The sequence below is a fragment of the Burkholderia sp. HAN2018 genome, assembly GCF_024704855.1.
Lineage (GTDB): Bacteria > Pseudomonadota > Gammaproteobacteria > Burkholderiales > Burkholderiaceae > Burkholderia > Burkholderia cepacia.
Window position 1 is genome coordinate 1 of the sequence record NZ_QOBB01000087.1, and the last position, 25,172, is coordinate 25,172.

General features: G+C 66.9%; 26 protein-coding genes. 12 read left to right on the plus strand and 14 right to left on the minus strand.

Annotated features, from left to right (window positions below; genetic code table 11):
• The first annotated feature begins 1 nt into the window (after position 1).
• Genes DPV74_RS21365 through DPV74_RS21375 form a run of 3 tightly spaced genes read left to right on the plus strand, consistent with a single transcriptional unit; the run spans position 2 to position 1,447 of the window.
• Positions 2–613 (plus strand): beta-ketoacyl synthase chain length factor, encoded by a 612-nt coding sequence (locus tag DPV74_RS21365; RefSeq protein WP_119337917.1) that lies wholly within the window; start codon positions 2–4, stop codon positions 611–613.
• Positions 613–1,116, plus strand: a complete 504-nt coding sequence (locus DPV74_RS21370) for a hotdog family protein (RefSeq protein WP_060350292.1) — start codon at positions 613–615, stop codon at positions 1,114–1,116. Before DPV74_RS21365 ends, DPV74_RS21370 begins: the two co-directional genes overlap by 1 nt.
• Positions 1,100–1,447 carry a hypothetical protein gene (locus tag DPV74_RS21375; protein ID WP_119337918.1) on the plus strand — a complete coding sequence of 116 codons (348 nt, stop codon included), beginning with the start codon at positions 1,100–1,102 and terminating at the stop codon, positions 1,445–1,447. The genes DPV74_RS21370 and DPV74_RS21375 overlap by 17 nt, the downstream gene beginning before the upstream one ends.
• A gap of 99 nt (positions 1,448–1,546) precedes the next feature.
• Here the strand turns inward: DPV74_RS21375 and DPV74_RS21380 are convergent, their stop codons facing one another.
• The 9 genes from DPV74_RS21380 to DPV74_RS21420 form a co-directional block, all read right to left on the minus strand.
• Complete coding sequence (locus DPV74_RS21380; protein WP_027789118.1) at positions 1,547–1,753, minus strand: hypothetical protein; 207 nt, start codon at positions 1,751–1,753, stop codon at positions 1,547–1,549.
• Positions 1,754–1,861: 108 nt separating this feature from the next.
• The gene (gene phbB / locus DPV74_RS21385; protein ID WP_027789117.1) at positions 1,862–2,605 is read right to left on the minus strand and encodes an acetoacetyl-CoA reductase; all 744 of its coding nucleotides are present in this window, start codon (positions 2,603–2,605) and stop codon (positions 1,862–1,864) included.
• Positions 2,606–2,821: 216 nt separating this feature from the next.
• On the minus strand, positions 2,822–4,003 hold the full coding sequence (locus DPV74_RS21390) for an acetyl-CoA C-acetyltransferase (protein ID WP_119337921.1): 1,182 nt from the start codon (positions 4,001–4,003) through the stop codon (positions 2,822–2,824).
• Positions 4,004–4,294: 291 nt separating this feature from the next.
• Complete coding sequence (gene phaP / locus DPV74_RS21395) at positions 4,295–4,879, minus strand: TIGR01841 family phasin (RefSeq protein ID WP_119337919.1); 585 nt, start codon at positions 4,877–4,879, stop codon at positions 4,295–4,297.
• Positions 4,880–5,383: 504 nt separating this feature from the next.
• Positions 5,384–6,148 carry a ParA family protein gene (locus tag DPV74_RS21400; RefSeq protein WP_060359679.1) on the minus strand — a complete coding sequence of 255 codons (765 nt, stop codon included), beginning with the start codon at positions 6,146–6,148 and terminating at the stop codon, positions 5,384–5,386.
• Positions 6,149–6,249: 101 nt separating this feature from the next.
• A complete protein-coding gene (locus tag DPV74_RS21405) occupies positions 6,250–6,873 on the minus strand; it encodes a DNA-3-methyladenine glycosylase (RefSeq protein ID WP_060359680.1) in 624 nt (207 codons plus the stop codon).
• On the minus strand, positions 6,860–7,408 hold the full coding sequence (gene mug / locus DPV74_RS21410; RefSeq protein ID WP_060198563.1) for a G/U mismatch-specific DNA glycosylase: 549 nt from the start codon (positions 7,406–7,408) through the stop codon (positions 6,860–6,862). The genes DPV74_RS21405 and mug overlap by 14 nt, the downstream gene beginning before the upstream one ends.
• Positions 7,409–7,528: 120 nt before the next feature.
• Entirely contained in the window at positions 7,529–8,086 is a 558-nt protein-coding gene (locus tag DPV74_RS21415) for a single-stranded DNA-binding protein (RefSeq protein ID WP_021162583.1), read from the minus strand.
• A gap of 101 nt (positions 8,087–8,187) precedes the next feature.
• Positions 8,188–9,375, minus strand: a complete 1,188-nt coding sequence (locus tag DPV74_RS21420; protein WP_059695088.1) for an MFS transporter — start codon at positions 9,373–9,375, stop codon at positions 8,188–8,190.
• 264 nt (positions 9,376–9,639) lie between these two features.
• Here DPV74_RS21420 and uvrA point away from each other — a divergent pair, with 264 nt between their 5' ends.
• Positions 9,640–12,525 carry an excinuclease ABC subunit UvrA gene (gene uvrA / locus DPV74_RS21425; protein WP_027789111.1) on the plus strand — a complete coding sequence of 962 codons (2,886 nt, stop codon included), beginning with the start codon at positions 9,640–9,642 and terminating at the stop codon, positions 12,523–12,525.
• A 255-nt stretch (positions 12,526–12,780) separates the two neighbouring features.
• A complete protein-coding gene (locus DPV74_RS21430; protein WP_027789110.1) occupies positions 12,781–13,866 on the plus strand; it encodes an AI-2E family transporter in 1,086 nt (361 codons plus the stop codon).
• Between the two features lie 85 nt (positions 13,867–13,951).
• Here DPV74_RS21430 and purU read toward each other — a convergent pair whose 3' ends face one another.
• The 5 genes from purU to DPV74_RS21455 all read right to left on the minus strand — a co-directional run bounded on the left by purU (position 13,952) and on the right by DPV74_RS21455 (position 19,093).
• Entirely contained in the window at positions 13,952–14,836 is an 885-nt protein-coding gene (gene purU / locus DPV74_RS21435) for a formyltetrahydrofolate deformylase (RefSeq protein WP_021162590.1), read from the minus strand.
• A gap of 73 nt (positions 14,837–14,909) precedes the next feature.
• Positions 14,910–15,776, minus strand: a complete 867-nt coding sequence (locus DPV74_RS21440) for an NUDIX hydrolase family protein (protein ID WP_091923804.1) — start codon at positions 15,774–15,776, stop codon at positions 14,910–14,912.
• 5 nt (positions 15,777–15,781) lie between these two features.
• Complete coding sequence (locus DPV74_RS21445) at positions 15,782–16,396, minus strand: LysE family translocator (RefSeq protein ID WP_021162592.1); 615 nt, start codon at positions 16,394–16,396, stop codon at positions 15,782–15,784.
• 41 nt (positions 16,397–16,437) lie between these two features.
• Positions 16,438–17,004 (minus strand): adenine phosphoribosyltransferase, encoded by a 567-nt coding sequence (locus DPV74_RS21450; protein ID WP_011353218.1) that lies wholly within the window; start codon positions 17,002–17,004, stop codon positions 16,438–16,440.
• 82 nt (positions 17,005–17,086) lie between these two features.
• Positions 17,087–19,093, minus strand: a complete 2,007-nt coding sequence (locus tag DPV74_RS21455) for a monovalent cation:proton antiporter family protein (RefSeq protein ID WP_027789107.1) — start codon at positions 19,091–19,093, stop codon at positions 17,087–17,089.
• A 126-nt stretch (positions 19,094–19,219) separates the two neighbouring features.
• Between DPV74_RS21455 and kdsD the strand changes: the two genes are divergently transcribed.
• From kdsD to hpf, 7 genes are all read left to right on the plus strand, one after another.
• Positions 19,220–20,203 carry an arabinose 5-phosphate isomerase KdsD gene (gene kdsD / locus DPV74_RS21460; RefSeq protein WP_027789106.1) on the plus strand — a complete coding sequence of 328 codons (984 nt, stop codon included), beginning with the start codon at positions 19,220–19,222 and terminating at the stop codon, positions 20,201–20,203.
• Positions 20,203–20,739 carry an HAD family hydrolase gene (locus tag DPV74_RS21465; RefSeq protein WP_021162596.1) on the plus strand — a complete coding sequence of 179 codons (537 nt, stop codon included), beginning with the start codon at positions 20,203–20,205 and terminating at the stop codon, positions 20,737–20,739. The genes kdsD and DPV74_RS21465 overlap by 1 nt, the downstream gene beginning before the upstream one ends.
• Positions 20,740–20,742: 3 nt before the next feature.
• Positions 20,743–21,357 (plus strand): LPS export ABC transporter periplasmic protein LptC, encoded by a 615-nt coding sequence (gene lptC / locus DPV74_RS21470; protein WP_027789105.1) that lies wholly within the window; start codon positions 20,743–20,745, stop codon positions 21,355–21,357.
• 20 nt (positions 21,358–21,377) lie between these two features.
• Positions 21,378–22,043, plus strand: a complete 666-nt coding sequence (gene lptA, locus DPV74_RS21475) for a lipopolysaccharide transport periplasmic protein LptA (RefSeq protein WP_021162598.1) — start codon at positions 21,378–21,380, stop codon at positions 22,041–22,043.
• A complete protein-coding gene (gene lptB, locus DPV74_RS21480) occupies positions 22,040–22,816 on the plus strand; it encodes an LPS export ABC transporter ATP-binding protein (protein ID WP_021162599.1) in 777 nt (258 codons plus the stop codon). The genes lptA and lptB overlap by 4 nt, the downstream gene beginning before the upstream one ends.
• Positions 22,817–22,987: 171 nt before the next feature.
• Positions 22,988–24,493 carry an RNA polymerase factor sigma-54 gene (locus DPV74_RS21485; RefSeq protein ID WP_059710755.1) on the plus strand — a complete coding sequence of 502 codons (1,506 nt, stop codon included), beginning with the start codon at positions 22,988–22,990 and terminating at the stop codon, positions 24,491–24,493.
• Positions 24,494–24,651: 158 nt separating this feature from the next.
• On the plus strand, positions 24,652–25,011 hold the full coding sequence (gene hpf / locus DPV74_RS21490; RefSeq protein ID WP_006477786.1) for a ribosome hibernation-promoting factor, HPF/YfiA family: 360 nt from the start codon (positions 24,652–24,654) through the stop codon (positions 25,009–25,011).
• Positions 25,012–25,172 lie beyond the last annotated feature (161 nt).

Genomic DNA, 25,172 nt, shown 5'->3' on the forward strand with positions numbered 1-25,172 from the left:
GGTGGCCGCGAGCGCACGCGACGCCACGACGCTCGCGACCGTGTTCAGCGCGTCGGGCGGCGACGGCCAGAACTGCCACGCGATCTGCGAAACCCTCGCCGGCGACGATCGCCAGTTGTCGCCGACGCGCTTCCACAACTCCGTGCACAACGCGCCGGCCGGCTACTGGAGCATCGCGACCCGCGCGATGGCGACGTCGAACGTGCTGTGTGCGCACGACGGCAGCTATGCCGCCGGGCTGCTCGAGAGCCTGTGCCAGGTCGTCGTCGATCGCGTGCCCACGCTGCTGATCGCGTACGACACCGACTATCCGGAACCGCTGCGCGCGGTGCGGCCGATCGACGATGCGTTCGGCGTCGCGCTCGTGCTCGCACCGGAAGCAAGCGAACACGCGCTCGCCCGCATCGACGTGCAACTCACCGACACCCCCGCCACGACGCTCGCGCACGCCGGGCTCGACGCGCTGCGTGCCGGCAATCCGGCCGCGCGCGTGCTGCCGCTGCTCGAGGCGCTCGCCGCGCGGCGTTCGACACGCGTCGTGCTCGACTACCTGGCCGATACACGCGTGCAGGTCGATGTCGCGATGCCGGATACGTTCGCGGAGCGTGCGTGATGACCGCGACGATCCCGCTCGCGCCGCCGCTCGACCACGCGTGGATCGCCGCGCACATTCCGCACGACGGCGCGATGTGCGTACTCGATACGGTCGATGCGTGGGATGCCGCCCGCATCCGCTGCACCGCGACGAGCCACCGCGATCCGCACAACCCGCTGCGCGCGCACGGCCGGCTCGCGTCCGTCTGCGGGATCGAATACGCGGCGCAGGCGATGGCCGTGCACGGCGCGTTGCTCGGTGCGCACGAAGCGCGCCCGCGCGTCGGTTATCTGGCGAGCGTGCGCAACGTCGACGCGTTCGTCGACCGGCTCGACACCTTCACGCAGCCGCTCGTCGTCGAAGCGGAACGCATGAGCGGCGACGCCCGCTCGGTGCTGTACGGCTTCGCGCTGCGCTGCGGCGAGCGCGTGCTGCTGTCCGGCCGCGCCGCGGTGATGCTCGACGCATCGGCGGCCGGCGTGTTTCGCCCGGCGCCAGCCGGCGATGCGAATCCTCGCTGAAGAGGCTTGTTCAACGGAAGGAAACCAGGTCGTGAAAGTTCGTCAGTTCATTGGTACCGCGCTCGTTCTGGCGCTGATCAGCCCGATCGCGCACGCGGACATGTCGGGAGTGAAGCAGGACATCAAGCGCGATTCGAAGGAAGCCGCGCACAAGACCGGCGAGGCGGCCCGCAGCTTCGGCCACGCGACCGCGAGTGCCGCGAAGGCGGTCGGGCACGGCGTCGCGCATGCGTCGCGCGAAGGGTGGGATGCCACCAAGCGCACGACGAAGCGGATCTTCCACAAGAACGGCTCCAGCGAGTCGGGTGGAAAGAGCGAAAAGAGCGATTGATCGATTGACGACGGGCATCGCGCGCACCGCCTTGCGGCATGCGCGCGATGCGTGGCCGCGCGTCGACGGTGACGCGTGACTGCCGCCATGCCGCTGCCGTCAACGCGCGCCGCGCATGCGGCGTGCCGGCCTGGCCCGCACGCGCGCGAAACACTTGCCGTAAGCGACGAGCCAGCAATCGCGATGATCGAAGTTCCGCAGCAGCCGCGCGCGGCGCCGCTCGAGCCAGAAGAGCGAGATCGCCATCGCCAGCGCGACGGCCAGTGCTGCGCCGCCGATCGCGAGTCCCATCCAGGTGTCGCTCATGCCTTCTCCGGAATGCGGGGCCGCACCGGCACACCTGCGCCGCTGCGGCACTGGAACCAGCGGAACACGGCCCGGCACGGGCATGCACGCCGTCCGGGCCGCCGTGCGTCAGTGCATGTGCTGGCCGCCGTTGATCGCGATGTTGGAGCCCGTCACGAAGCCGGCCTCCTCCGAGCACAGGTAAGCGACCAGCGCCGCGACTTCCTCGGGCTTGCCGAGCCGGCCCGCCGGAATCTGCGGGAGGATCTTCGAGTCGAGGATGTCCTGCGGGATCGCCGTGACCATCTTCGTCGCGAGGTAGCCCGGCGACACGGTGTTCACCGTCACGCCCTTGCGCGCGATCTCGAGCGCGAGCGATTTCGTGAAGCCGTGCATGCCGGCCTTCGCGGCCGCGTAGTTGGTCTGGCCGACCGAACCCTTCGAGCCGTTCACCGACGAGATGTTGACGATGCGGCCCCAGCCGCGCTCGACCATGCTTTCGCAGACCGGCTTCGTCATGTTGAACACGGAATCGAGGTTCGTGCGGATCACCGCGTCCCAGTTGACCTTGTCGAGCTTGCGCAGCGTCATGTCGCGCGTGATGCCCGCGTTGTTCACGAGAATGTCGACCGGGCCGACGTCCCGGGCGATCTTCTCGATGCATTGCTGGCACGAATCGTGGTCGGCCACGTCCACCGGATACGCGAGGAACTCGCGGCCGGCCGCATGCATCTCGGTCAGCCAGCGGTCCGCGCCGGTGTTGCTCGGCGAATACGTGACGACTACCCGGTGGCCCGCGTCGTTCAACCTGATGCTGACCGCTTCGCCGAGGCCGCCCATTCCACCAGTCACAACTGCAATTCGCTTAGTCATCCTGTAAATTACCGACAAAAAAGTAATCGATGAAAGCGGGGCGACGGCATCGCACATGCTGCCGCCCCACCGCTTCGATGCGCAGCCGCCCGTGTCGCGGGCACGGCACGCACCGGCACCTCGCGCTTGTTGTTGGCCACTTGTCGTGCGCGAAAACCGCTTCACCCGCGTGCGGCGCTCACCGGCGCCGCAGCGGGACGAATCGTCAGGCCCCGCTCAGGCGCGCTCGACCGCGAGCGCGACGCCCATCCCGCCGCCGATGCACAGCGACGCCAGCCCGCGCTTCGCGTCGCGTTTCTGCATCTCGTGCAGCAGCGTCACCAGGATCCGGCAGCCCGACGCGCCGATAGGGTGACCGATCGCGATCGCCCCGCCGTTCACGTTCACCTTCGACGTGTCCCAGCCCATCTGCTTGTGCACCGCCAGCGCCTGCGCCGCGAACGCCTCGTTGATCTCCATCAGGTCCAGGTCGCCCGGCGTCCAGCCCGCGCGCTCCAGGCACCGGCGCGATGCCGGCACCGGGCCCATCCCCATCACGCTCGGATCGACACCCGCGTTCGCGTAGGCCTTGATCTTCGCCAGCGGCGTCAGACCCAGCGCTGCCGCCTTCTGCGCCGACATCACCAGCACCGCCGCCGCGCCGTCGTTCAGCCCCGACGCGTTCGCCGCCGTCACCGAGCCGTCCTTCGAGAACGCCGGCTTCAGCCCGGCCAGCGACTCCGCCGTCACGCCATGACGCACGAACTCGTCGGTCGCGAACTGCAGCGGCTCGCCCTTGCGTTGCGGGATCGACACCGGCACGATCTCGTCGTCGAAGCGCCCGGCCTTCTGCGCGGCTTCCGCCTTGTTCTGCGACAGCGCCGCGAATGCGTCCTGCTCTTCGCGCGTGATCCCGTATTCCTTCGCGACGTTCTCCGCCGTGATGCCCATGTGGTACTGGTTGTACACGTCCCACAGGCCGTCGACGATCATCGTGTCGACCAGCTTCGCATCGCCCATCCGGAAGCCGTCACGCGAGCCCGGCAGCACGTGCGGCGACGCGCTCATGTTCTCCTGGCCGCCCGCGATCACGATGTCCGCGTCGCCCGCGACGATCGCGTTCGCCGCCAGCATCACGGCCTTCAGGCCCGAGCCGCACACCTTGTTGATCGTCATCCCCGGCACTGCCGTCGGCAGCCCGGCCTTGATCAGCGACTGCCGCGCCGGGTTCTGGCCCGAGCCGGCCGTCAGCACCTGGCCCATGATCACTTCGCTCACCTGCTCGGGCTTCACGCCCGCGCGCTCCAGCACTGCGCGGATCACCGTCGCGCCCAGTTCGGGTGCTGCAATCTTCGCAAGCGAACCGCCGAATTTGCCGACCGCGGTCCGCGCGGCCGATACGATCACTACGTCCGTCATGTCCAGTTCCTGCATTGAAATCAGTTCGTCGTTCCGACGCCGGTGCGAGCCGGTCTCGGCCGGCGAACGCGCTCCCCGGGCCATCCGGCGCGGTAGCGGTCGCATGCCTCCGTACGGCGAACCGCACCCGTCCGCACGGGCGGCACACCCGCACGGCTCGCCGGGCACCGGCGCGTTGCGGCAAACCGGACGTGAGCCGGACCCCGCGCGGCACACGCGGCGTCCGGCGCCATCCGGCGCCGATCAATCGTGTCGCGCCCGTGCGCGACACATGCTTGCGCGGCTAAGCGATCACGCAGCCGATTCGCGGGCGGCCGCGGCGTCCTTGCGCGCGGCGGCCGCCGTTTGCTTCGCACCACGCGTTGCCGTTTCGGTGACGGCGTCGAAGCCGCTCTGGGCGGCTTCGATCGCCTGCCCCGTCGCTGCGCGTACGGAGTCGGCCGCGGCGGTCGCCGCGGACAGCGCCGAGTTCAGCGCGGCCACCACCGGCGCCGAGCCGGCCGGCGCGTGCTTCGACAGCTCGCCCAGCACGTCCTTCAGGCGCTTGTCGTTCTGTTCGTATTGGGCTTGCGCGACCTTTGCCCATTCGGACTGCGTCGACACCGCGATGTCGAACAGGTGGCGGCCGTAGGACACGGCCTTGCCGGCCGCTTCCTGCGGCACGGCGATCTGCTGCACGAAGCCCACGGCCGGATTGCTGCTGTTGAACGCGTTCTTCAGCTTGTCTTCGTATTCCTCGAGCGCCGTCCGGGCCGCTTGCAGGTTGAGTTCGACGACAGCCTCGAAACCTTGGATAGCCGGACGGGCGATCGCAAACCACGCGGCGATACCGGACTGATAATCGGCGTTGAGTTTTTCGGGGGCAAATACGGACATCGGGCACGCTCCTGTTGGCAATGCGAGAGACGACGTAAAGAAAATCGGAAGCCGGTTCGACAGCAGACTTCCTTATTGACAACCCGTCACTTGTTTGAGTACGGGAAGTTGAAGGAGCCCATTCTAGATCGATTAATTGTCAATTAAATGGCATTAATACTAGGTGTAAACCCTTATCTTAATTCCGGGCGACCGCTGGAACCCGTGATGCGCCGACATCGCAGACGAGACGGCGCTTCACTCTGTCCCGCAATGCATTTCTACCTTTTTACAGGATAGCCGATCATGACGTCGCGCAACATTTACCAATTCATTATTCCGTTTATTAGAAAACCGGCGCACATTGAAAATGGAGCAGTCGCTTATGTAATCGTTTTTTGCGGATTTATTATGAAATCGTTTTCGGGATTATTAATGACAAAATCAATGATCGGACGAATTGCGGGTCGCAATAAAAAACGGCCGCATGATGCGGCCGCGTGCTGGTCAGGCAGGCGCGGAAGATCAGCCGGCCAGTTCGCGATGCAGCGCGAGGAACTCCTGCGCGAGCTTGTGCCCGGGCTCCAGATGGATCACCGGCCTGGACTGCTGATGCGACTCGCGGATCTTCACCGAGGCCGACAGCCTCGACGCGAGCACCGGCAGCCCTTCTTCGACGAGTTCGTCGACGAGCCGCTGCGGCAGGCTCGCTCGCGGCTGGAACTGGTTGATCACGATCCCTTCCACCTCGAGCGCCGCGTTGTGGTCCTGCTGGATCTCCTTCACGTTCTCGAGCAGCGTGTACAGCGCGCGACGTGAAAAATCGTCGCAGTCGAACGGGATCAGGCAGCGCTCGACCGCGATCAGCGCCGAGCGCGTATAGAAATTCAGCGCGGGCGGCGTGTCGATGTACACGGCGTCGTAGGCATCGAGCTCGTTCAGCGCGTCGCGTAGCTTGTAGATCTTGTAACGCGATTCGAGCTTGCCGTGCAGCGTGTCGAGATCCGGATGCGCGGGCATCACGTCGAGCCCTTCGAACGGGGTCGGATGGACGAACGACGCGACGTCGACCGGACGGAAGTTGAAGGTCAGCGCGGTTTCGAAGAAATCGGCGACACCCGGCTGCACGTCGGCCGCGGCGTCGCCGAGCAGGTAGCGCGTGGAGTTCGCCTGTGCGTCGAGGTCGATGACGAGCGTGCGCAGCCCCTCGCTCGCGCTGATCGCCGCCAGGTTGCAGACGATCGTCGACTTGCCCACGCCGCCCTTCTGGTTGAATACGACCCGCCGCATGGTGCCCCCTCGATCGAACGTCGAAAAGAGCAGCTTAGCCGGTCAATAATGGCGACCGCGTGACGCAGGTCGAATTGCGTGCGATTTGTATACGGCACGCATCAGGTGCGCGGCAGCGCCCCCGACACGTACCGGCTGCCGGGCACACACCACCGCCACGGGAAGTCCATGCCGACGCGAATGCCGATGCGAGGCCCGCCCGCCAGGTTCGCGGGCGGCGCCGTGCCGTCGTCGACGATCGCGAACCCTTCGCGCGCAGCGACGAGATCGACGCCATCCTGCGCACCGCCGATGCCCATCGCCTGCGTCAGCCGCGCCGGCCCGCGGCACAGGTCGCGATCGCGCGTCTGCGGCGGCCGTGCCGCGCGCATCCGTTCGATCCCCTGCACCGGCTCGAGCGCACGGATCAGCACGCCCGTTCCCGTGCCGTCCGGGCCGCACACGCAGTTGCAGCACCAGTGCATGCCGTACGTGAAATAGACGTACAGATGCCCCGGCGGCCCGAACATCGTCGCGTTGCGCGGCGTCTTGCCGCGATAGGTATGCGCGGCCGGGTCGATCGCGCCGGCATAGGCTTCCACTTCGACGATCCGCCCTGCCCGGCCGTCCGCGGCCGCGAGGATCTTGTTGAGCAGTTGCGGCGCGACGTCGGTGGCCGTGCGGTCGAAGAACGCGCGGGGCAGCACGGCGCCCGGCCACGCAGGCGCGGGTTCACTGCGCCGCATCCCGCCTCTCCGGTTGAAGACCGGAACCGGCCTTCGCGTGCAGACGCAGTTGACGGTAGGCATCAACCAGATCGTCGAGGCCGAACGCGAGATTTCTCCCGCTGGGATTGGGCAGCACCCAGACACTTGCCTCCTGCATGCGGGCCGGCTGCAATCCCCACCCGACCTCACGCTGGCCGGAAAGCGCCGAGTACGCCGCCTTGCCGAGAAAGGCAACGAAGCGCGGCCGGTAACGCGCCACCTTTTGCTCGAACCCCGCGGCCGCGGCCATGAATTCCGCGCGCGAAAGCTGATCGGCGCTTGCGGTCGGCCGCTTCACCACCGCCGTCAGGCCGCAGCCGTGGCCGAGTATCGCGCGATCGTCCCGCGGCGAAATTTCCGTCGGCGTGAAGCCCGCGAGATGGATCACGCGCCAGAAGCGGTTGTTCCTCCCGGCGAAGTGATGCCCGGTCTCGGCCGCGGTCAGGCCGGGGTTGATCCCGCAGAACAGCACGTCGAGATGCTCCGCGATGAGGTCGGGAAGTTCGTCAGCCACGATTTGCCTGGCGCGCAAGGAACATCGACGTAAACGAAAGAAGGCCCGAAGACCCGAGCCAAGCAATCGGCTTGACTCGGACATTCGGGCCCATCGTGACGCAGGATACCGGCGTGCCGATCAGAACGGGATATCGTCGTCCATTTCGTCGAAGCCGCCACCTGCCGGTGCGCTCGGACGGCTTTGCGCGCCGCCGCCAGCACCGCCACGCGCCGCGCCGCCGGCACGACCGCCGCCGCCACCGCCGCGTTCCATCTGTTCGCCGCGACCACCGCCGCCACCACCACCGTAGCCGCCGCCGTAACCGCCTTCGTCACCACCGCCACCGCCGCCGCCCGCACCGCCGCGGCCGCCGAGCATCTGCATCTGGTCGGCGACGATTTCGGTCGAGTAACGATCCTGGCCGTCCTGGCCTTGCCACTTGCGCGTGCGGATGCGGCCTTCGATATAGACCGACGAACCCTTCTTCAGGTATTCGCTGACGATTTCCGCCAGACGGCCGAAGAACGCGACGCGATGCCACTCGGTCATTTCCTTGAAATCGCCGCTTGCCTTGTCCTTGTAGCGGTCGGTCGTCGCGAGACGGATGTTCGCAACCGCGTCGCCGCTCGGCAGGTAACGGACTTCAGGATCGGCGCCGAGATTGCCGACGAGGATGACCTTGTTGACGGATGCCATGTGTTTCTCCAGTAAATTCGATGCCGGGCCGCCCGCTCACGCTGCCGGTGCGGCCCGCCGGGCAAGCCGGCGAACGCCGCCGGTGCCTGCCCGAAGTGAGTTCAGGCCTTGCGCGGCGGCGCTTTCATGCTGGCCGCGATTATAAGCCACGCGGCAACGAGCCCCGAGCACGTGTAGAACACCGTGTTGGCGCCCCCGTGCTTCAGCAGCCAGCCGCCCACGATGCCGCCGAGCGCGAGCCCGATCGACTGCGTGGTGTTGTAGACACCCGTGGCCGCACCCTTGCGCGAACCGGGCGCGAGCTTCGACACGAGCGACGGCTGCGACGCTTCCAGGATGTTGAAACCGAGAAAGTAGATGAACAGAATCGCCGCCACAATCAGGATGGTATGCGGCGCGCTGCCCAGCAGCAATTGACCGATCAGGATAGCCAGAATGCCGCCGAGCAGCACCGGCTTCATCTTGCCCCGTTTTTCAGCGACGATGATCGCCGGAACCATCATCACGAACGCGAGCCCCATCACCGGCAGGTAAACCTTCCAGTGCGCGGCGACCGGCAGGCCGCCGTCGACGAGCAGGCGCGGCACGACGAGGAACAGCGCCGTCTGCGTCGCGTGCAGCACCAGCACGCCGAAGTTCAGGCGCAGCAGCTCGACGTTGTGCAGCACCTCGGCGAACGGCGCGGGCACGTGCACGGGCTTCGCCGCATCGGGCACGATCCACAGCACGACGCCGATCGCGAGGATCGACAGTACGCCGACGATCGCGAACAGCCCGCTCATCCCGACCCAGTGGAATACGATCGGCGCACCGACGATCGCGACCGCGAACGACACGCCGATCGAGCCGCCGACCATCGCCATCGCCTTCGTGCGGTTCTGCTCGGAGGTCAGGTCGGCGATGAACGCGAGCACCGCGGACGAAACCGCGCCCATCCCCTGGATCACGCGGCCGACGATGATCCACGTGATGTCGTGCGCGAACGCGGCGACGAAGCTGCCGATCGCGAAGATCACGAGGCCCGTGGCGATCACCGGCTTGCGGCCGAACTTGTCCGACGCCCAGCCGTAGAAGATGTAGAACAGCGACTGCGTGACGCCGTAGGCCCCGAGCGCGATGCCGACGAGCAGCACGTTGTCGCCGCCCGGGATGGTTTTCGCGTAGACCGAGAACACCGGCATGATCATGAACAGGCCGAGCATGCGCAGCGCGAAGATCGCCGCGAGCGACGTGGTCGCGCGCAATTCGGGCGCAGTCATGCGGGAAGACGTGGCAGACGGATTGGACATCGGGAATGAATTTCGAATGATCGGGATGACCGCCCGACACCGGGCGGCGGAAGATCAGGACCAGCGGCCCGGGAGGCTTGGCGGGCGACACGTCGGGGCAGGACTCAGGCAGCCCGCGGGCCACCCGGAACCGCGCGGCGCGGCCGCTTTCCCGGCGCAGGCGCCGCCTTGCTGCCACCTGCGGCCAAGGCCGGGGGCCCCAAACGACGGCCTCGAAAAGCCGTTATAGTAGCAGGTTTGGTTCCCTCCATTTTCGCCAGGTTCATGGAACAGATCCGTATCCGTGGGGCACGTACCCACAACCTGAAAAACGTCAATCTCGACCTGCCGCGCCACAAGCTGATCGTGATTACCGGGTTGTCCGGGTCGGGCAAGTCGTCGCTCGCGTTCGACACCCTTTATGCCGAGGGCCAGCGCCGCTACGTCGAAAGCCTGTCCGCGTATGCCCGCCAGTTCCTGCAGCTGATGGAGAAACCCGACGTCGACCTGATCGAGGGTCTGTCGCCCGCGATCTCGATCGAGCAGAAGGCGACGTCCCACAACCCGCGTTCGACCGTCGGCACGGTCACGGAAATCCACGACTACCTGCGACTTTTGTACGCACGTGTCGGTACGCCGTACTGCCCCGATCACGACATCCCGCTGGAAGCGCAGAGCGTGTCGCAGATGGTCGACGCGGCGCTCGCGCTGCCCGAGGACACCAAGCTGATGATCCTCGCGCCCGTCATCGCGAACCGCAAGGGCGAGCACGCGGAGCTGTTCGAGGACATGCAGGCGCAGGGTTTCGTGCGCTTTCGCGTGCGCTCGGGCGGCGGCGCCGCGAACGAAGGCGTCGCGAAGATCTACGAGGTCGAGTCGCTGCCGAAGCTGAAGAAGAACGACAAGCACACGATCGACGTCGTCGTCGATCGTCTCAAGGTGCGGCCGGACATGAAGCAGCGCCTCGCCGAATCGTTCGAGACGGCGCTGCGCCTCGCCGACGGCCGCGCGATCGCGCTGGAAATGGATACCGACCACGAGCACCTGTTCAGCTCGAAGTTCGCGTGCCCGATCTGCTCGTACTCGCTGCAGGAGCTCGAGCCGCGCCTGTTCTCGTTCAACAACCCGATGGGCGCGTGCCCGGAATGCGACGGCCTCGGCCAGATCACGTTCTTCGACCCGAAGCGGGTCGTCGCGCACCCGTCGCTGTCGCTCGCGGCCGGTGCCGTGAAGGGCTGGGACCGCCGCAACCAGTTCTACTTCCAGATGCTGCAGAGCCTCGCGGCGTTCTACGAATTCGACATCGACGCCGCGTTCGAGGACCTGCCGGAAAAGATCCGGAAGGTGCTGCTGTTCGGCTCGGGCAAGCAGACGATCCCGTTCTCGTACATCAACGAGCGCGGCCGCACGACGATCCGCGAGCACGTGTTCGAAGGGATCATCCCGAACCTCGAGCGCCGCTACCGCGAGACCGATTCGGTCGCGGTGCGCGAAGAGCTGTCGAAATACCAGAACAACCAGCCGTGCCCGTCGTGCGAAGGCACGCGCCTGCGCCGCGAGGCGCGCCACGTGCGCATCGGCACCGGCGACCACGCGCGCGGCATCTATGAAATCAGCGGCTGGCCGCTGCGCGACGCGCTCGGCTATTTCGACGGGCTGACGCTCGAAGGCGCGAAGCGCGAGATCGCCGACAAGGTGATCAAGGAAATCGTCGCGCGCCTGACGTTCCTGAACAACGTCGGCCTCGACTACCTGTCGCTCGAGCGCAGCGCCGAGACCCTGTCGGGCGGCGAGGCGCAGCGCATCCGGCTCGCGTCGCAGATCGGCTCGGGCCTGACGGGCGTGATGTACGTGCTCGACGAGCCGTCGATCGGCCTGCACCAGCGCGACAACGACCGCCTGATCGCGACGCTCAAGCACCTGCGCGACCTCGGCAACTCGGTGATCGTCGTCGAGCACGACGAGGACATGATCCGCACGGCCGACTACGTCGTCGACATGGGCCCGGGCGCCGGCGAGCACGGCGGCGTGATCGTGGCCGAAGGCACGCCGAAGCAGGTGCAGTCGAACCCGCAGTCGCTCACCGGCCAGTACCTGGTCGGCAAGCGCACGATCGAGTACCCGGACGAGCGGCTCGCGCCCGATCCCGAGCGGATGCTGCGCATCGTCGACGCGCACGGCAACAACCTGAAGCACGTCGATCTCGAGCTGCCGGTCGGCCTGCTGACCTGCATCACCGGCGTGTCGGGCTCCGGCAAGTCGACGCTGATCAACGACACGCTGTATCACGCGGTCGCGCGCCACCTGTACGGCTCGTCGGCCGAACCGGCGCCGCACGAGGCGATCGAGGGCCTCGAGCACTTCGACAAGGTGATCAACGTCGACCAGTCGCCGATCGGCCGCACGCCGCGCTCGAACCCGGCCACCTATACGGGCCTGTTCACGCCGATCCGCGAGTTGTTCTCGGGCGTGCCGACCTCGAAGGAACGCGGCTACGATCCGGGCCGCTTCTCGTTCAACGTGAAGGGCGGCCGCTGCGAGTCGTGCCAGGGCGACGGCGTGCTGAAGGTCGAGATGCACTTCCTGCCGGACGTCTACGTGCCGTGCGACGTGTGCCACGGCAAGCGCTACAACCGCGAAACGCTCGAAGTGCAGTACAAGGGCAAGAACATCAGCGAAGTGCTCGACATGACCGTCGAGCACGCGTATGCGTTCTTCAATGCGGTGCCGGTCATTGCGCGCAAGCTGAAGACGCTGCTCGACGTCGGCCTCGGCTACATTCGCCTCGGCCAGTCGGCCACGACGCTGTCGGGCGGCGAGGCGCAGCGCGTGAAGCTGTCGCTCGAACTCTCCAAGCGCGACACCGGCCGCACGCTGTACATCCTCGACGAGCCGACCACCGGCCTGCACTTCCACGACATCGCGCTGCTGCTGGAAGTGATCCACCGGCTGCGCGACCAGGGCAACACGGTCGTGATCATCGAGCACAACCTCGACGTGATCAAGACGGCCGACTGGGTGATCGACCTCGGCCCCGAAGGCGGCGCCGGCGGCGGCCAGATCATCGCGCAGGGCACGCCCGAGCAGGTCGCGAAGACGAAAGCGAGCTTTACCGGCAAGTACCTCGCGCCGCTGCTCAAGCGCCCGACCCGCAAGGTCGCGGCGGGCTGACGCTTCGCGCCGCCCTGTCCCTCCCGCGCGCGGCCGCCCGGCCGCGCGCGCCTCTGCGCGCACCGCGCAACCGGCCTCCTCTCGTTTTCCCTTCTGCGTTTACACCATGCGCCAAACGGCCCCGTTGCGGCCCATAATGGCGGCTATACTTTACGGTCGTAAGGTTCGCCGTACGCACCAATCCGGTGCGGCGCCGGGTGAACACGGCTCTGCCGCGCATTCCGCGGCATGACACACGAACGACAGGAATCCACGATGGAGAAGCAACCAGACTCGTCTCGCGATACGCAGAATCGCGAACCGCACCTGCGCAGCGTGCGGCTGACGAGCGACTTCAGCCTGCCGAAGCTGTCGGCACTCGAGATCGGCAGCTATGCGGTTGCGATCCTCGCGATGTGGCTCGTGATCGAGCTCAAGTTGCTCGGCGGGCTGCTGGCCGGCCTGCTCGTCTACCAGCTGATCCACACGATCGCCCCCGTGATCGAACGTCACACCACGAGCATGCGCGCGCGCTGGGTCGCCGTCGTGCTGCTGGCCATCGCGATCGTCGGCGCGCTGACGGGCCTGACGATCGGCATCATCGAACACTTCGAACGCACGGTGCCGAACCTGCAGAGCCTGCTCGACCAGCTGATGCAGATCGTCGAGCAGACCCGCGCGCGCACGCCGGCCTGGATCGCGAACCTGCTGCCCGTCGACGTCGAGCAGATGAAGACGAAGGCCGCCGTGCTGATGCACTCGCACATGGACCAGCTTCAGCAAAGCGGCAAGAGCGTCGCGCGCGGGTTCGGCCACGTGCTGTTCGGGATGATCATCGGCGCGATGATCGCGATCGGCGTCGAGCACGGCAAGGTGCGCCGGCCGTTGTCCACCGCGCTCGTCACGCGCGTGTCGCGCTTTGCCGACGCATTCCGCCGGATCGTGTTCGCGCAGATCAAGATCTCGGCGATCAACGCGGTGTTCACCGGCATCTACCTGCTGGTCGCGCTGCCGATCTTCCACCAGCGGCTGCCGCTGTCGAAAACGCTCGTGCTCGTCACGTTCATCGTCGGCCTGCTGCCCGTGATCGGCAACCTGATCTCGAACACGCTGATCGTCGCCGTGTCGCTGTCGGTCAGCATGGGCACCGCGATCGCGTCGCTTGCGTTCCTCGTGGTCATCCACAAGCTCGAATACTTCCTGAACGCGAAGATCATCGGCGGCCAGATCGAGTCGCGCGCGTGGGAGCTGCTGCTCGCGATGCTGATCATGGAAGCCGCGTTCGGGCTGCCCGGCGTGATCGCCGCGCCGATCTTCTACGCGTACCTGAAGCGCGAGTTGTACCTGCTGCGGCTGATCTGAAGCAGCCTGCGCGCTCAGGCAACAAAAAACGCCGCACCCCGTAAAGGGTGCGGCGTTTTTGCTTGTCCGGGCCTGCGCCGGCGAATCAGCGGAACACGACCGTCTTCGTCCCGTTCAGCACGATCCGGTGCTCGACGTGCCACTTCACCGCGCGCGCAAGCGTCACGCACTCGACGTCGCGGCCGATCGCGGTCAGCTGGTCGGGCGTCATGCTGTGGTCGACGCGCTCGACTTCCTGCTCGATGATCGGGCCTTCGTCGAGATCGGTCGTCACGTAGTGCGCGGTCGCGCCGATCAGCTTCACGCCGCGATCGAACGCCTGGTAATAAGGCTTCGCCCCCTTGAAGCTCGGCAGGAACGAATGGTGGATGTTGATCGCGCGCCCGGCGAGCTGTTCACACATGTTCGGCGACAGGATCTGCATGTAGCGCGCGAGCACGACGAGATCGGCCTGGTGCTCGTCGATCACTTCCAGCACGCGCGCTTCCTGCGCGGCCTTCGCGGCATCGGACGAGCCGCCGATCAGCGGAAAGTGATGGAACGGAATGTTGTAGCTCGCGGCGAGCTGGTAGAACTCCTTGTGGTTCGACACGATCGCCGGGATCTCGATCGGCAGCTGGCCGGTGCGATAGCGGAACAGCAGGTCGTTCAGGCAGTGGCCGATCTTCGACACCATGATCACGACGCGCGGCTTCACGGCCGCGTCATGCAGTTCCCAGCGCATCGAAAACTGCTCGGCGAGGGGCGCGAATTCCTTGCGAAGCGTGTCGAGCGCCGTCGCGGCATCCGCGCCGCCGCCGTCCTGCTCGAAGTGCACGCGCATGAAGAACTCGCTGGTGCGGCTGTCGCCGAACTGCGCCGAATCGAGGATGTTGTTGCTGCGCTCGAACAGGAAGCCCGAGACCGCATGGACGATGCCGTGCCGGTCGGGGCACGACAGTTTCAAGATAAAGCTGTGATCGGTCGGCATGACCGCTACTCCCTTCGTTTCCGTATTCGTCAAATTGCCCGTTCGCGCCGCCGGACTGCGTGCGCGGCACGCGTCACGCGGCCGGTGCGAACAGGGCGTCGATGCCCGCCGCGTCGGCCGCCGGGATCCAGCGGTGGCGCAGCAGCGTGTCGAGCGTCGCGAGGCTCGCATCCATCGTCGCGCGGCCGGCGCGCAGCCAGCCGATCACCTCGGGCACGCCGGCCAGCAGGTGCTCGGCCACTTCGCCGTCCTGGTTGCGCGGCGCGAAGTCGCGCGGCAGCGGCAGGTCGTACACGAAGATCAGTTCGGACTGCGTGCCTTCCGGCAGCGAGCACAGCACCTGCACCGCGCGGCCCGCGATCGCGCGCGCGGCCAGTTCGGCGGGAATGCCGGCTTCTTCCCAGCATTCCTTCGCGAGCGTCTCGTGAACGCCCAGGCCCCAGCCGATCCCGCCCGCGACGACGTTGTCGAGCATGCCGGGGTCGGTTGCCTTGGTCTCGCTGCGGCGGCCGAGCCACATCTGCGGGACGGCCGCGGCGGGCGGCTCGCCCGGTGCAACCGCATATTCTACGATGCCGTTCAGATGCACCGCGTAAGTCTGCGTGCCGAAGAAGCGCGACGCGGCGCGCTCGATGTACGCGAGCGGCGGATCGTCGAAGCGGTTGCGGATCGCGTAGATCTCGTCGCGCCAGCCGGGAATCGCGCCGTCGGCCGCGAGCGCGCCGATGGCGCTCGCCAGCGCCATGCTGCGTGCGTCGACCGAGTCGTAGCGCGACGACAGCACGACGCGCCCGTCGGTCAGTTCGAACACGTCGGGCCAGCGGGCGAGCATCGCGACATCCTGGCGGCGCACCCAGCCGACCGCCTGGCCGGCCATCTCGAAACGCAGGTGCGCGGCCGGATCGAAACGGCGCGCGGCCGCAATGCACGGAAACGTCATCGTCGTCAGTCCTTCAGCGCCACGCGGATGCCGATCGCGATGAACGTCGCGCCGGCGATCCGGTCGAGCCACACGCCGGCCTTCGGGCGGCGCTTCAGCCACGCGCCGATCATGCCCGCGCCGACGCCGAACAGCGAGAAAACCACCGCCGTCTGCAGCATGAACAGCGCGCCGAGTTCGAACATCTGCAGCGTCACGCCCTGCCCGCCGTGCGGATCGACGAACTGCGGCAGGAACACGACGAAGAACAGCGTGACCTTCGGGTTCATCAGGTTGCCGATCACGCTCTGCCGGAAAATCGTGCCGAGCGGCTGCGGCGGGCGCTCGTGCGCGTTCGCGAGGCCCTGGCTGCGCAGCGCCTTGATGCCGATCCACACGAGATACGCGGCGCCCGCGAGCTTCAGGATCTCGAACGCGACCGGCGACGAACGCAGCACGGCCGCGACGCCGAGCGCCGCGAGCGTCGTGTGGAACAGGATCCCGGCGGTGAAGCCGAGCGCGGCGACGAAACCGGCCGCGCGGCCCTGCGAGATGCCGCGTGCGAGCACCTGCAGGTTGTCGGGACCCGGCGCGAACGTAATCGCGATCGACGTGGCGAGAAACAGCATGAAGTTGGGCATCGAGACCTCGCTGTGTGACGTGGAATCAGGCGTGCCGGCGCTCAGTGGCCGGCGAATTCGGTGACGGTATAAACGGGCAATCCCGCGTTGCGCAGCAGCGCCGAGCCGCCGAGATCGGGCAGGTCGATGATCGCCGCGCCTTCGACGACCTCCGCGCCGAGCCGCTGCAGCAGGTTGCGCCCCGCCATCATCGTGCCGCCGGTCGCGATCAGGTCGTCCATGATGATCACGCGGTCGCCGGGGCGGCACGCGTCTTCATGGATCTCGACCGTCGCGCTGCCGTATTCGAGGTCGTACGATTCCGAGCGCGTCTTGTACGGCAGCTTGCCGACCTTGCGGATCGGCACGAAGCCGACGCTCAGCTCGTACGCGACGATCGGCGCGATGATGAAGCCGCGCGCGTCGAGGCCCGCGACGTAGTCGAGCTTCGCATCGACATAACGCTCGACGAACAGGTCGACGAGGATGCGCAACGCCTTCGGGCTCTGCAGCAGCGTCGTAATGTCGCGGAACATCACGCCCGGCTGCGGCCAGTCGGGCACCGTGCGGATCTGGCTGTGGATGAAGGCGACCGGATCGAGCGGTGCGCCCGACGACGAATGCGGCATGAAACTCTCCGAAAAAAACGGTGCGCGAAGATCGGGCACCGTTTCGAATAAATACGGGTCAGGTTATCAATCCGTGCGCGGCTCAGGCTGCCGCGGCCGGCGGATCGCGCCGATGGCGCGACAGCCGCTCCTCCGCGAGCGCGAGTGCCTCGGGCAGCCCGCGCAGCACGACGATGTCGCTCGCGCGCAGCTTGGTCTGCGGATCGGGTTCGACGCCGCGGATGCCGTGCCGGCGGATCGCCGTGACTTCGAGCCCGAGTACATACAGCCCGAGTTCTTCCAGCGAACGCCCGACCGCGTCCGCGCGCGCATCGACCGGCACCGATTGTAGCCGCACCTGCTCGTGGTCGTCGTCGTCCGCATCGTCCGCGCCGCGGAAATAGCCGCGCAGCAGGCTGTAGCGCTCGTCGCGCATTTCCTCGACGCGCCGCACGACCTTGCGCATCGGCACGCCCACCAGCACCAGCGTGTGCGACGCGAGCATCAGGCTGCCCTCGACGATCTCCGGAATCACCTCGGTCGCGCCGGCCGCGAGCAGCTTCTCGAGATCGGCATCGTCGACGGTGCGCACGATCGCGGGCAGCGTCGGCTCGAGTTCGTGTACGTGGTGAAGCACGCGCAGCGCGGACGGCGTGTTCGCATAGGTGATCGCCACCGCCGCCGCGCGATGGATACCGGCCGCGAGCAGCGACTCGCGGCGCGCCGCGTCGCCGAACACGACCGATTCGCCGGCCGTCGCGGCCGCGCTCACGCGATCGGGGTCGAGGTCGAGCGCGACGTACGAAATGCCTTCCTGTTCGAGCATCCGCGCCAGGTTCTGGCCCGCGCGGCCATAGCCGCAGATGATCACGTGGCCGCGCTGCTTGAGGCTTTGCGTCGCGATCCGCGTCATCTGCAGCGACTGCTGCATCCATTCCGTAGACGAAAGCCGCATCACGATCCGGTCGGCGTTCTGGATCAGGAACGGCGCGGCGAGCATCGACAGCAGCATCGACGCGAGGATCGCCTGCAGCAGCGTCGAATCGACGAGATGCCGGTCGAGGATCAGGTTCAGCAGCACGAAGCCGAATTCCCCGGCCTGCGCGAGCCCGATGCCGGTGCGCATCGCGACACCCGGCGTCGCGCCGAACAGCCGTGCGAGCCCGGCGATCATCGTCCCCTTGAACAGGATCTGCCCGACGAAGAAACCGAGCACGAGGAACGGGTGCTCCCAGATCACGCGCGGATCGAGCAGCATCCCCGTCGTCACGAAGAACAGGCCGAGCAGCACGTCGCGGAACGGCTTGATGTCCTCTTCCACCTGATGGCGGAACGGCGTCTCGGAAATGAGCATCCCCGCGATGAACGCGCCGAGCGCGAGCGACAGGCCGAAGCGGTCGGTGATGAACGCGGCGCCGAGCGTGACGAGCAGCAGGTTCAGCACGAACAGCTCCTGCGAGCGGCGCCGCGCGACGACGTTGAGCCAGCGCGTCATGAAACGCTGGCCGATGACCAGCAGCAGCGTGAGCGCGATCACGATCTTGACGGCCGCGAAGCCGAGCGTGAGCGCGAGGTCCTTCGACGATTCGGCGCCGAACGCGGCGATCACGATCAGCAGCGGCACCACCGCGAGATCCTGGAACAGCAGCACGCCGAAGATGTTGCGGCCGTGTTCGGTCTCGATCTCGAGCCGCTCGGCGAGCATTTTCGACACGATCGCCGTCGACGACATCGCGAGCGCGCCGCCGAGCGCGATGCTGCCCTGCCACGTGATGTGTACCCAGTGCTCGAACAGCATGCCGAGCACGAGCGCGAGCACAAGTGTCGCGACGACCTGCAGCAGTCCGAGCCCGAACACGAGCCGCTGCATCGCCCTCAGCTTCGCCAGCGAGAACTCGAGGCCGATCGAAAACATCAGGAACACCACGCCGAATTCCGCGAGATGCTCCGCGCGCTCGAGGTCGGCCGCGATGCCGAAGGCGTGCGGGCCGACCAGGATGCCGACGGTCAGGTAGCCGAGCATCGGCGGCAGGTTCAGCGAGCGGAATACGACGACGCCCACCACCGATGCCAGCAGCAGCAGGAGCGTCATTTCGAGCGGGGAAATCACGGGCAAAGCGTCCTCGTTCGTCGGGGCCACGGGAAAGCGGGCGCGGCAGGGTGGCGGTGGACAGGCGACATCGGACGAGTCCGAAGGCCCGGCGCGGCGAACAAACGCCTTTGCTATACTCCGCGCATGATAGCGAAAATCAATGATGATCGGGCGCTCGCGCTCGCCCGCGACGTGCTCGACATCGAGGCGGACGCCGTGCGCGCGCTGCGCGACCAGCTCGACGGCGGCTTCGTCCAGGCCGTCGCGCTGCTGCTCGGCTGCCGCGGCCGCGTGGTGGTGTCCGGGATCGGCAAATCGGGGCATATCGCCCGCAAGATCGCGGCCACGCTGGCCAGCACCGGCACGCCGGCCTTCTTCGTCCACCCCGCCGAGGCCAGCCACGGCGACCTCGGGATGGTCACCTCCGACGACGTCTTCATCGGCATCTCCTATTCCGGCGAATCGGAAGAACTCGTCGCGATCCTGCCGCTCGTGAAGCGGATCGGCGCGAAACTGATCGCGATCACGGGCCGCGCGGGATCGAGCCTCGGCACGCTCGCCGACGTGAACCTGAACGCCGCGGTCTCGAAAGAGGCCTGCCCGCTGAACCTCGCGCCCACCGCGAGCACGACCGCCGCGCTCGCGCTCGGCGACGCGCTCGCCGTTGCGGTGCTCGACGCGCGCGGCTTCGGTTCGGAAGATTTCGCGCGCTCGCACCCGGGCGGCGCGCTCGGCCGGCGCCTGCTCACCTACGTGCGCGACGTGATGCGCTCGGGTGACGACGTCCCGTCCGTCGGGCTCGACGCGACGCTGTCGGACGCGCTGTTCCAGATCACCGCGAAGCGCCTCGGCATGACCGCCGTGGTCGACGCCGACGGCAAGGTCGCCGGCATCTTCACCGACGGCGACCTGCGCCGCGTGCTCGCGCGCGACGGCGACTTCCGCACGTTGTCGATCACCGACGTGATGACGCGCGACCCGCGCACGATCGCACCGGATCACCTGGCGGTCGAGGCCGTGGAACTGATGGAGCGCCACCGGATCAACCAGATGCTGGTGGTCGATGCCGACGGCGTGCTGATCGGCGCGCTGAACATGCACGACCTGTTTTCGAAGAAGGTGATCTGATGAGCGCAGCGCTGACTGCGGCCGAACGCGCGAGCCGCGTGAAGCTGATGATTTTTGACGTCGACGGCGTGCTGACCGACGGCGGCCTGCTGTTTACGGCGGCCGGCGACACGATGAAGTCGTTCAATTCCCTCGACGGCCACGGCGTGAAGCTGCTCGGCGAAGCCGGCATCGCAACCGCGATCATCACGGGCCGCCGCTCGGAAATCGTCGCGGCACGCGCGAAGGAAATGAAGATCGCGCACCTGTTCCAGGGCGTCGAGAACAAGCTTGCCGTGTTCGCCGATCTCATCGCATCGCTCGGCCTCGCCGCCGACCAATGCGGCTACATGGGCGACGACTGGCCCGACCTGCCCGTGATGCTGCGCTGCGGCTTCGCGACTGCCCCCGCGAATGCGCACCCTGAGGTGATCGCCCGCGCGCACTGGGTGGCCGAGGCCCGCGGCGGCCACGGCGCCGTACGCGAAGTCTGCGACGCGATCCTGCGCGCGCAGCGCCGCTACGACGCGCTGCTCGCGGCCGCCTGCGGAGCCTGACGGATGAACACGCATTTCCGCTGGACCCAGCTGCTGCCGCTCGTCGCGGTCGCCGCACTCGCGGGCATCACCTGGTGGCTGCTGCAGGCCACGCTGCCGCCGCCCGGCGAGGGCACCGCGCAGCCGAAGCGCCATACGCCCGACTATTTCGCGGACAACTTCTCGGTCACCGAGCTCGACCAGTCCGGCACGACCCAGTACCGGCTGACGGCCGCGAAGCTGATCCACTACGAAGACACCGAAAACAGCGACCTGACCGATCCGGCCATGCGCGCGTTCCAGCCCGGCAAGCCGGTCGTGACGACCACCGCGAAGCGCGGCATCGTCAACGGCGACGTGTCGATCGTCGACTTGTACGACGACGCGCGCATCCTGCGCGCGGCCGGCGGCGGCGATCCGCAGATGCAGGCCGATTCCCAGCATTTCCGGATCTTCGTCAATGACGATGTGATCCAGACCGAAAAGCCGGTTAAACTTCAGCGCGGCCTGTCGCTCGTCAACGCGACCGACGGCATGAAGTACAACAACGTCACCCGGGTCATCGAGCTTTACGGCAACGTGCGCGGCACGATCGCCGCGGCGGACACGTCCGGCGGCTCGAAAGGTCAACCCAAGTGACGCATCCCTCACGTGACTGCATGAACGAACCGTTCCCTCGACAGAATTCCGGCGGCGCTGCGCGCGCCGTCCGCGCCGCGCTTGCCGCGGCGCTCGTGGCGCTCCCGCTGGCCGGGCTGGCGCCGCTCGCCCATGCCGAGAAGGCCGACCAGAACAAGCCGATCAACGTCGAGGCCGACAACCTGACCTATGACGACCTGAAGCAGGTCACGGTCGCGACCGGCAACGTCGTGATCACGAAGGGCACGATCATCATCAAGGGCGATCGCGTCGAAGTGCGCCAGGACCCGGAGGGCTATCAGTACGCCACCTCGTTCGGCAGCGGCAAGAAGCACGCGACGTTCCGCCAGAAGCGCGAAGGCCTCGACGAGTACATCGACGGCGACGCCGAGCGCATCGACTACGACGGCAAGCAGGACCTGACCACGCTGACCACCGCCGCGACCGTGCGCCGCCTGCAGGGCACGTCGACCGTCGCCGATACCGTGCACGGCAGCGTGATCACGTACGACGGCCAGCGCGACTTCTACACCGCGAAGGGCGGCAAGGACGTCGCCGCACCGGGCAACCCGAACGGCCGCGTGCGCGCGATGCTGTCGCCGAAGAACGGCGGCCCCGCGCCGCTGAACGGCGCGCCGGCGAAGCTGTCACCGTCGACCACGATCCAGGGGGCGCCGGGCCAATGAACGCACTACCGAACCGCCAGCCGGCCGGCACCACGAGTTCGCTCGTCGTCCGCAACCTGAAGAAGCGCTACGGCTCGCGCACGGTCGTCAAGGACGTGTCGCTCGACGTGAAGAGCGGCGAAGTCGTCGGCCTGCTCGGCCCGAACGGTGCCGGCAAGACCACGTCGTTCTACATGATCGTCGGCCTCGTGCCGCTCGACGCGGGCGAGATCTCGCTGAACGGCAGCTCGATCAGCCTGCTGCCGATCCACAAGCGCGCATCGCTCGGCCTGTCGTACCTGCCGCAGGAAGCGTCGGTGTTCCGCAAGCTGACCGTCGAAGAAAACATCCGCGCGGTGCTCGAGTTGCAGCACGGCGAAGACGGCAAGCGGCTGTCGAAGGACGCAATCGCGTCACGCACGGAAGCGCTGCTCGACGAGCTGCAGATCGGCCACCTGCGCGAGAACCCCGCGCTGTCGCTGTCGGGCGGCGAGCGGCGCCGGGTCGAAATCGCGCGCGCGCTCGCGACCAACCCGAACTTCATCCTGCTCGACGAACCGTTCGCCGGCGTCGACCCGATCGCGGTGCTCGAGATCCAGAAGATCGTCAAGTTCCTGAAGCAGCGCAACATCGGCGTGCTGATTACCGATCACAACGTCCGCGAAACGCTCGGCATCTGCGACCACGCATACATCATCAGCGACGGTTCGGTGCTCGCCGCCGGTGCGCCGAGCGAAATCATCGAAAACGAAAGCGTGCGCCGCGTGTACCTCGGCGAACACTTCCGGATGTAACTCCCCTTCGTGGCTGGCTGCACCCCGCCCGGCATCGCCGCGCGGGGCCGCGTCCTGCTTTGCAACCACGCCCGCGGCCGTGCCCGCGGCCGGGCGGCGCGCCGCGCGTAATCGCGGATGGCTCAACGCGCCTGGGTCGTGGCAAACTGCCGGTATGACTCCCTCCTTGCCATGAAAGCCAGCCTTCAACTCCGCCTGTCGCAACATCTGGCGCTGACGCCCCAGCTACAGCAGTCGATCCGGCTCCTGCAGTTGTCGACGCTCGAATTGCAGCAGGAAGTCGCGATGGCCGTCGCGCAGAACCCGCTGCTCGAGAACGACGACGAATGGATAGCGAGCCCGCTGCGTGTCGCAGCGGACGGATCGTTGATCGCGCAGACGCCTCCCGCCCAGAACACCGAGCCCACTGCGACAAACAGCAGCAGTTCGTCGAGCGAGCGCGCCGAGCGCGACGAACCGGCCGGCGCGGACGAATACGACGGTTACGCGTCCGGCGACGGCAACGACGGCCCGCAGTGGAATCTCGACGAATTCGGCCGCGCGAGCGGCGCATCCGACGACGACGACCTCCCGCCGCTGCAGGTGCAGGAAGCGGCGACGTCGCTGCGCGACCACCTGTCCGCGCAGTTGCGCGTCACGCAGGCCAGCCCGCGCGATCGCGCGCTCGTGATGTTCCTGATCGAATCGCTCGACGACGACGGCTACCTGACCGCCACGCTCGACGAAGTGCTCGCCGACCTGCCGCCCGAGCTGGAAATCGACTGCGACGAACTGAATGCGGCGCTCGCGCTGCTGCACAGCTTCGACCCGGCCGGGGTCGGCGCCCGCTCGGCATCCGAATGCCTGAAGCTGCAGTTGCTGCGCCTCGATCCGTCCCCGACACGCACGCTCGCACTCGAGATCGTGTCGCAGCATCTCGAACTGCTCGCCGCCCGCGACTTCACGCGGCTGCGCAAGCACCTGAAGGCGAGCGACGACGCGCTGCGCGACGCGCACACGCTGATCCGCTCGCTGGAGCCGTTCCCCGGCGCCGCATACGGCAAAGCCGAGGCCGACTACGTCGTGCCCGACATCATCGTGAAGAAGGCCGGCCAGGGATGGCTCGCGGAGCTCAATCCGGAGGTCGTGCCGCGCCTGCGGATCAACAACCTCTACGCGAACATCCTGCGCAACAGCCGCGGCGATCCGTCGGCCGGCTCGCTCAAGCAGCAGCTCCAGGAAGCACGCTGGCTGATCAAGAACATCCAGCAGCGATTCGACACGATCCTGCGTGTCGCGCAGGCGATTGTCGAGCGTCAAAAGAACTTCTTTGCGCACGGTGAAATTGCCATGCGCCCCTTGGTTTTGCGGGAAATAGCTGATACGCTGGGCCTACACGAGTCGACTGTCAGCCGTGTGACAACCGGGAAGTACATGCTGACCCCGTTCGGGACGCTTGAATTTAAGTACTTCTTCGGATCTCACGTCTCGACCGACACCGGTGGCGCCGCGTCGTCGACCGCCATCCGAGCCCTCATCAAGCAACTGATAGGAGCTGAAGACCCAAAATCGCCACTTTCGGACAGCCGCATTGCCGAGCTGCTGGCAGAACAGGGGTTCGTGGTCGCGCGCCGCACGGTTGCGAAGTATCGCGAAGCCCTCAAGATCCCGGCAGTGAATCTGCGCAAGTCTCTTTAAGCCTGCTGCCTGCCCGGCGGCAGGCGTGTTCCGGCCACCGCGCACACGGGGAACAGGCCGGGCGACCTGTCCGCGATACGCCGCCTCGTGCGGCACGGGCAAGTCGACCGGAGCGCCGCCTCGATGCGGCCGGGTGGTCACTCGCTTGGAGAAGCACTATGAACCTGAAGATCAGTGGACATCATCTCGAAGTCACGCCTGCAATTCGCGAATACGTGATCACCAAGCTGGACCGGGTGCTACGGCATAGCGATCAGGTGATCGATGGCACTGTGATCCTCTCGGTCGACAATCACAAGGAAAAGGACAAGCAGCAGCGCGCGGAAATCAATCTGCACCTGAAGGGCAAGGACATCTTCGTCGAAAGCGCGAACGGTAACCTGTATGCGGCGATCGACCTGCTGATCGACAAGCTGGACCGTCAGGTCGTCAAGCACATGGAGCGCCTGCAAACGCACGCGCACGACCCGATCAAGCTTCAACCGTCGATCGACCAGATCGAACTGCCGCCGCAGTAACCTTCACCGCAACACACACGTCGCCCGGCTCGCCGGGCGTTTTTTTTGCGACTCCTCGCGGTGGTGCAACCGGTCCGTCCACGCTGCGCCACGCACGCAGCTGTGCTCTATAATGTTCCGGTTATCGCCGGGGGGCGCTGGATGCGGTAGCTGCCTTGCAG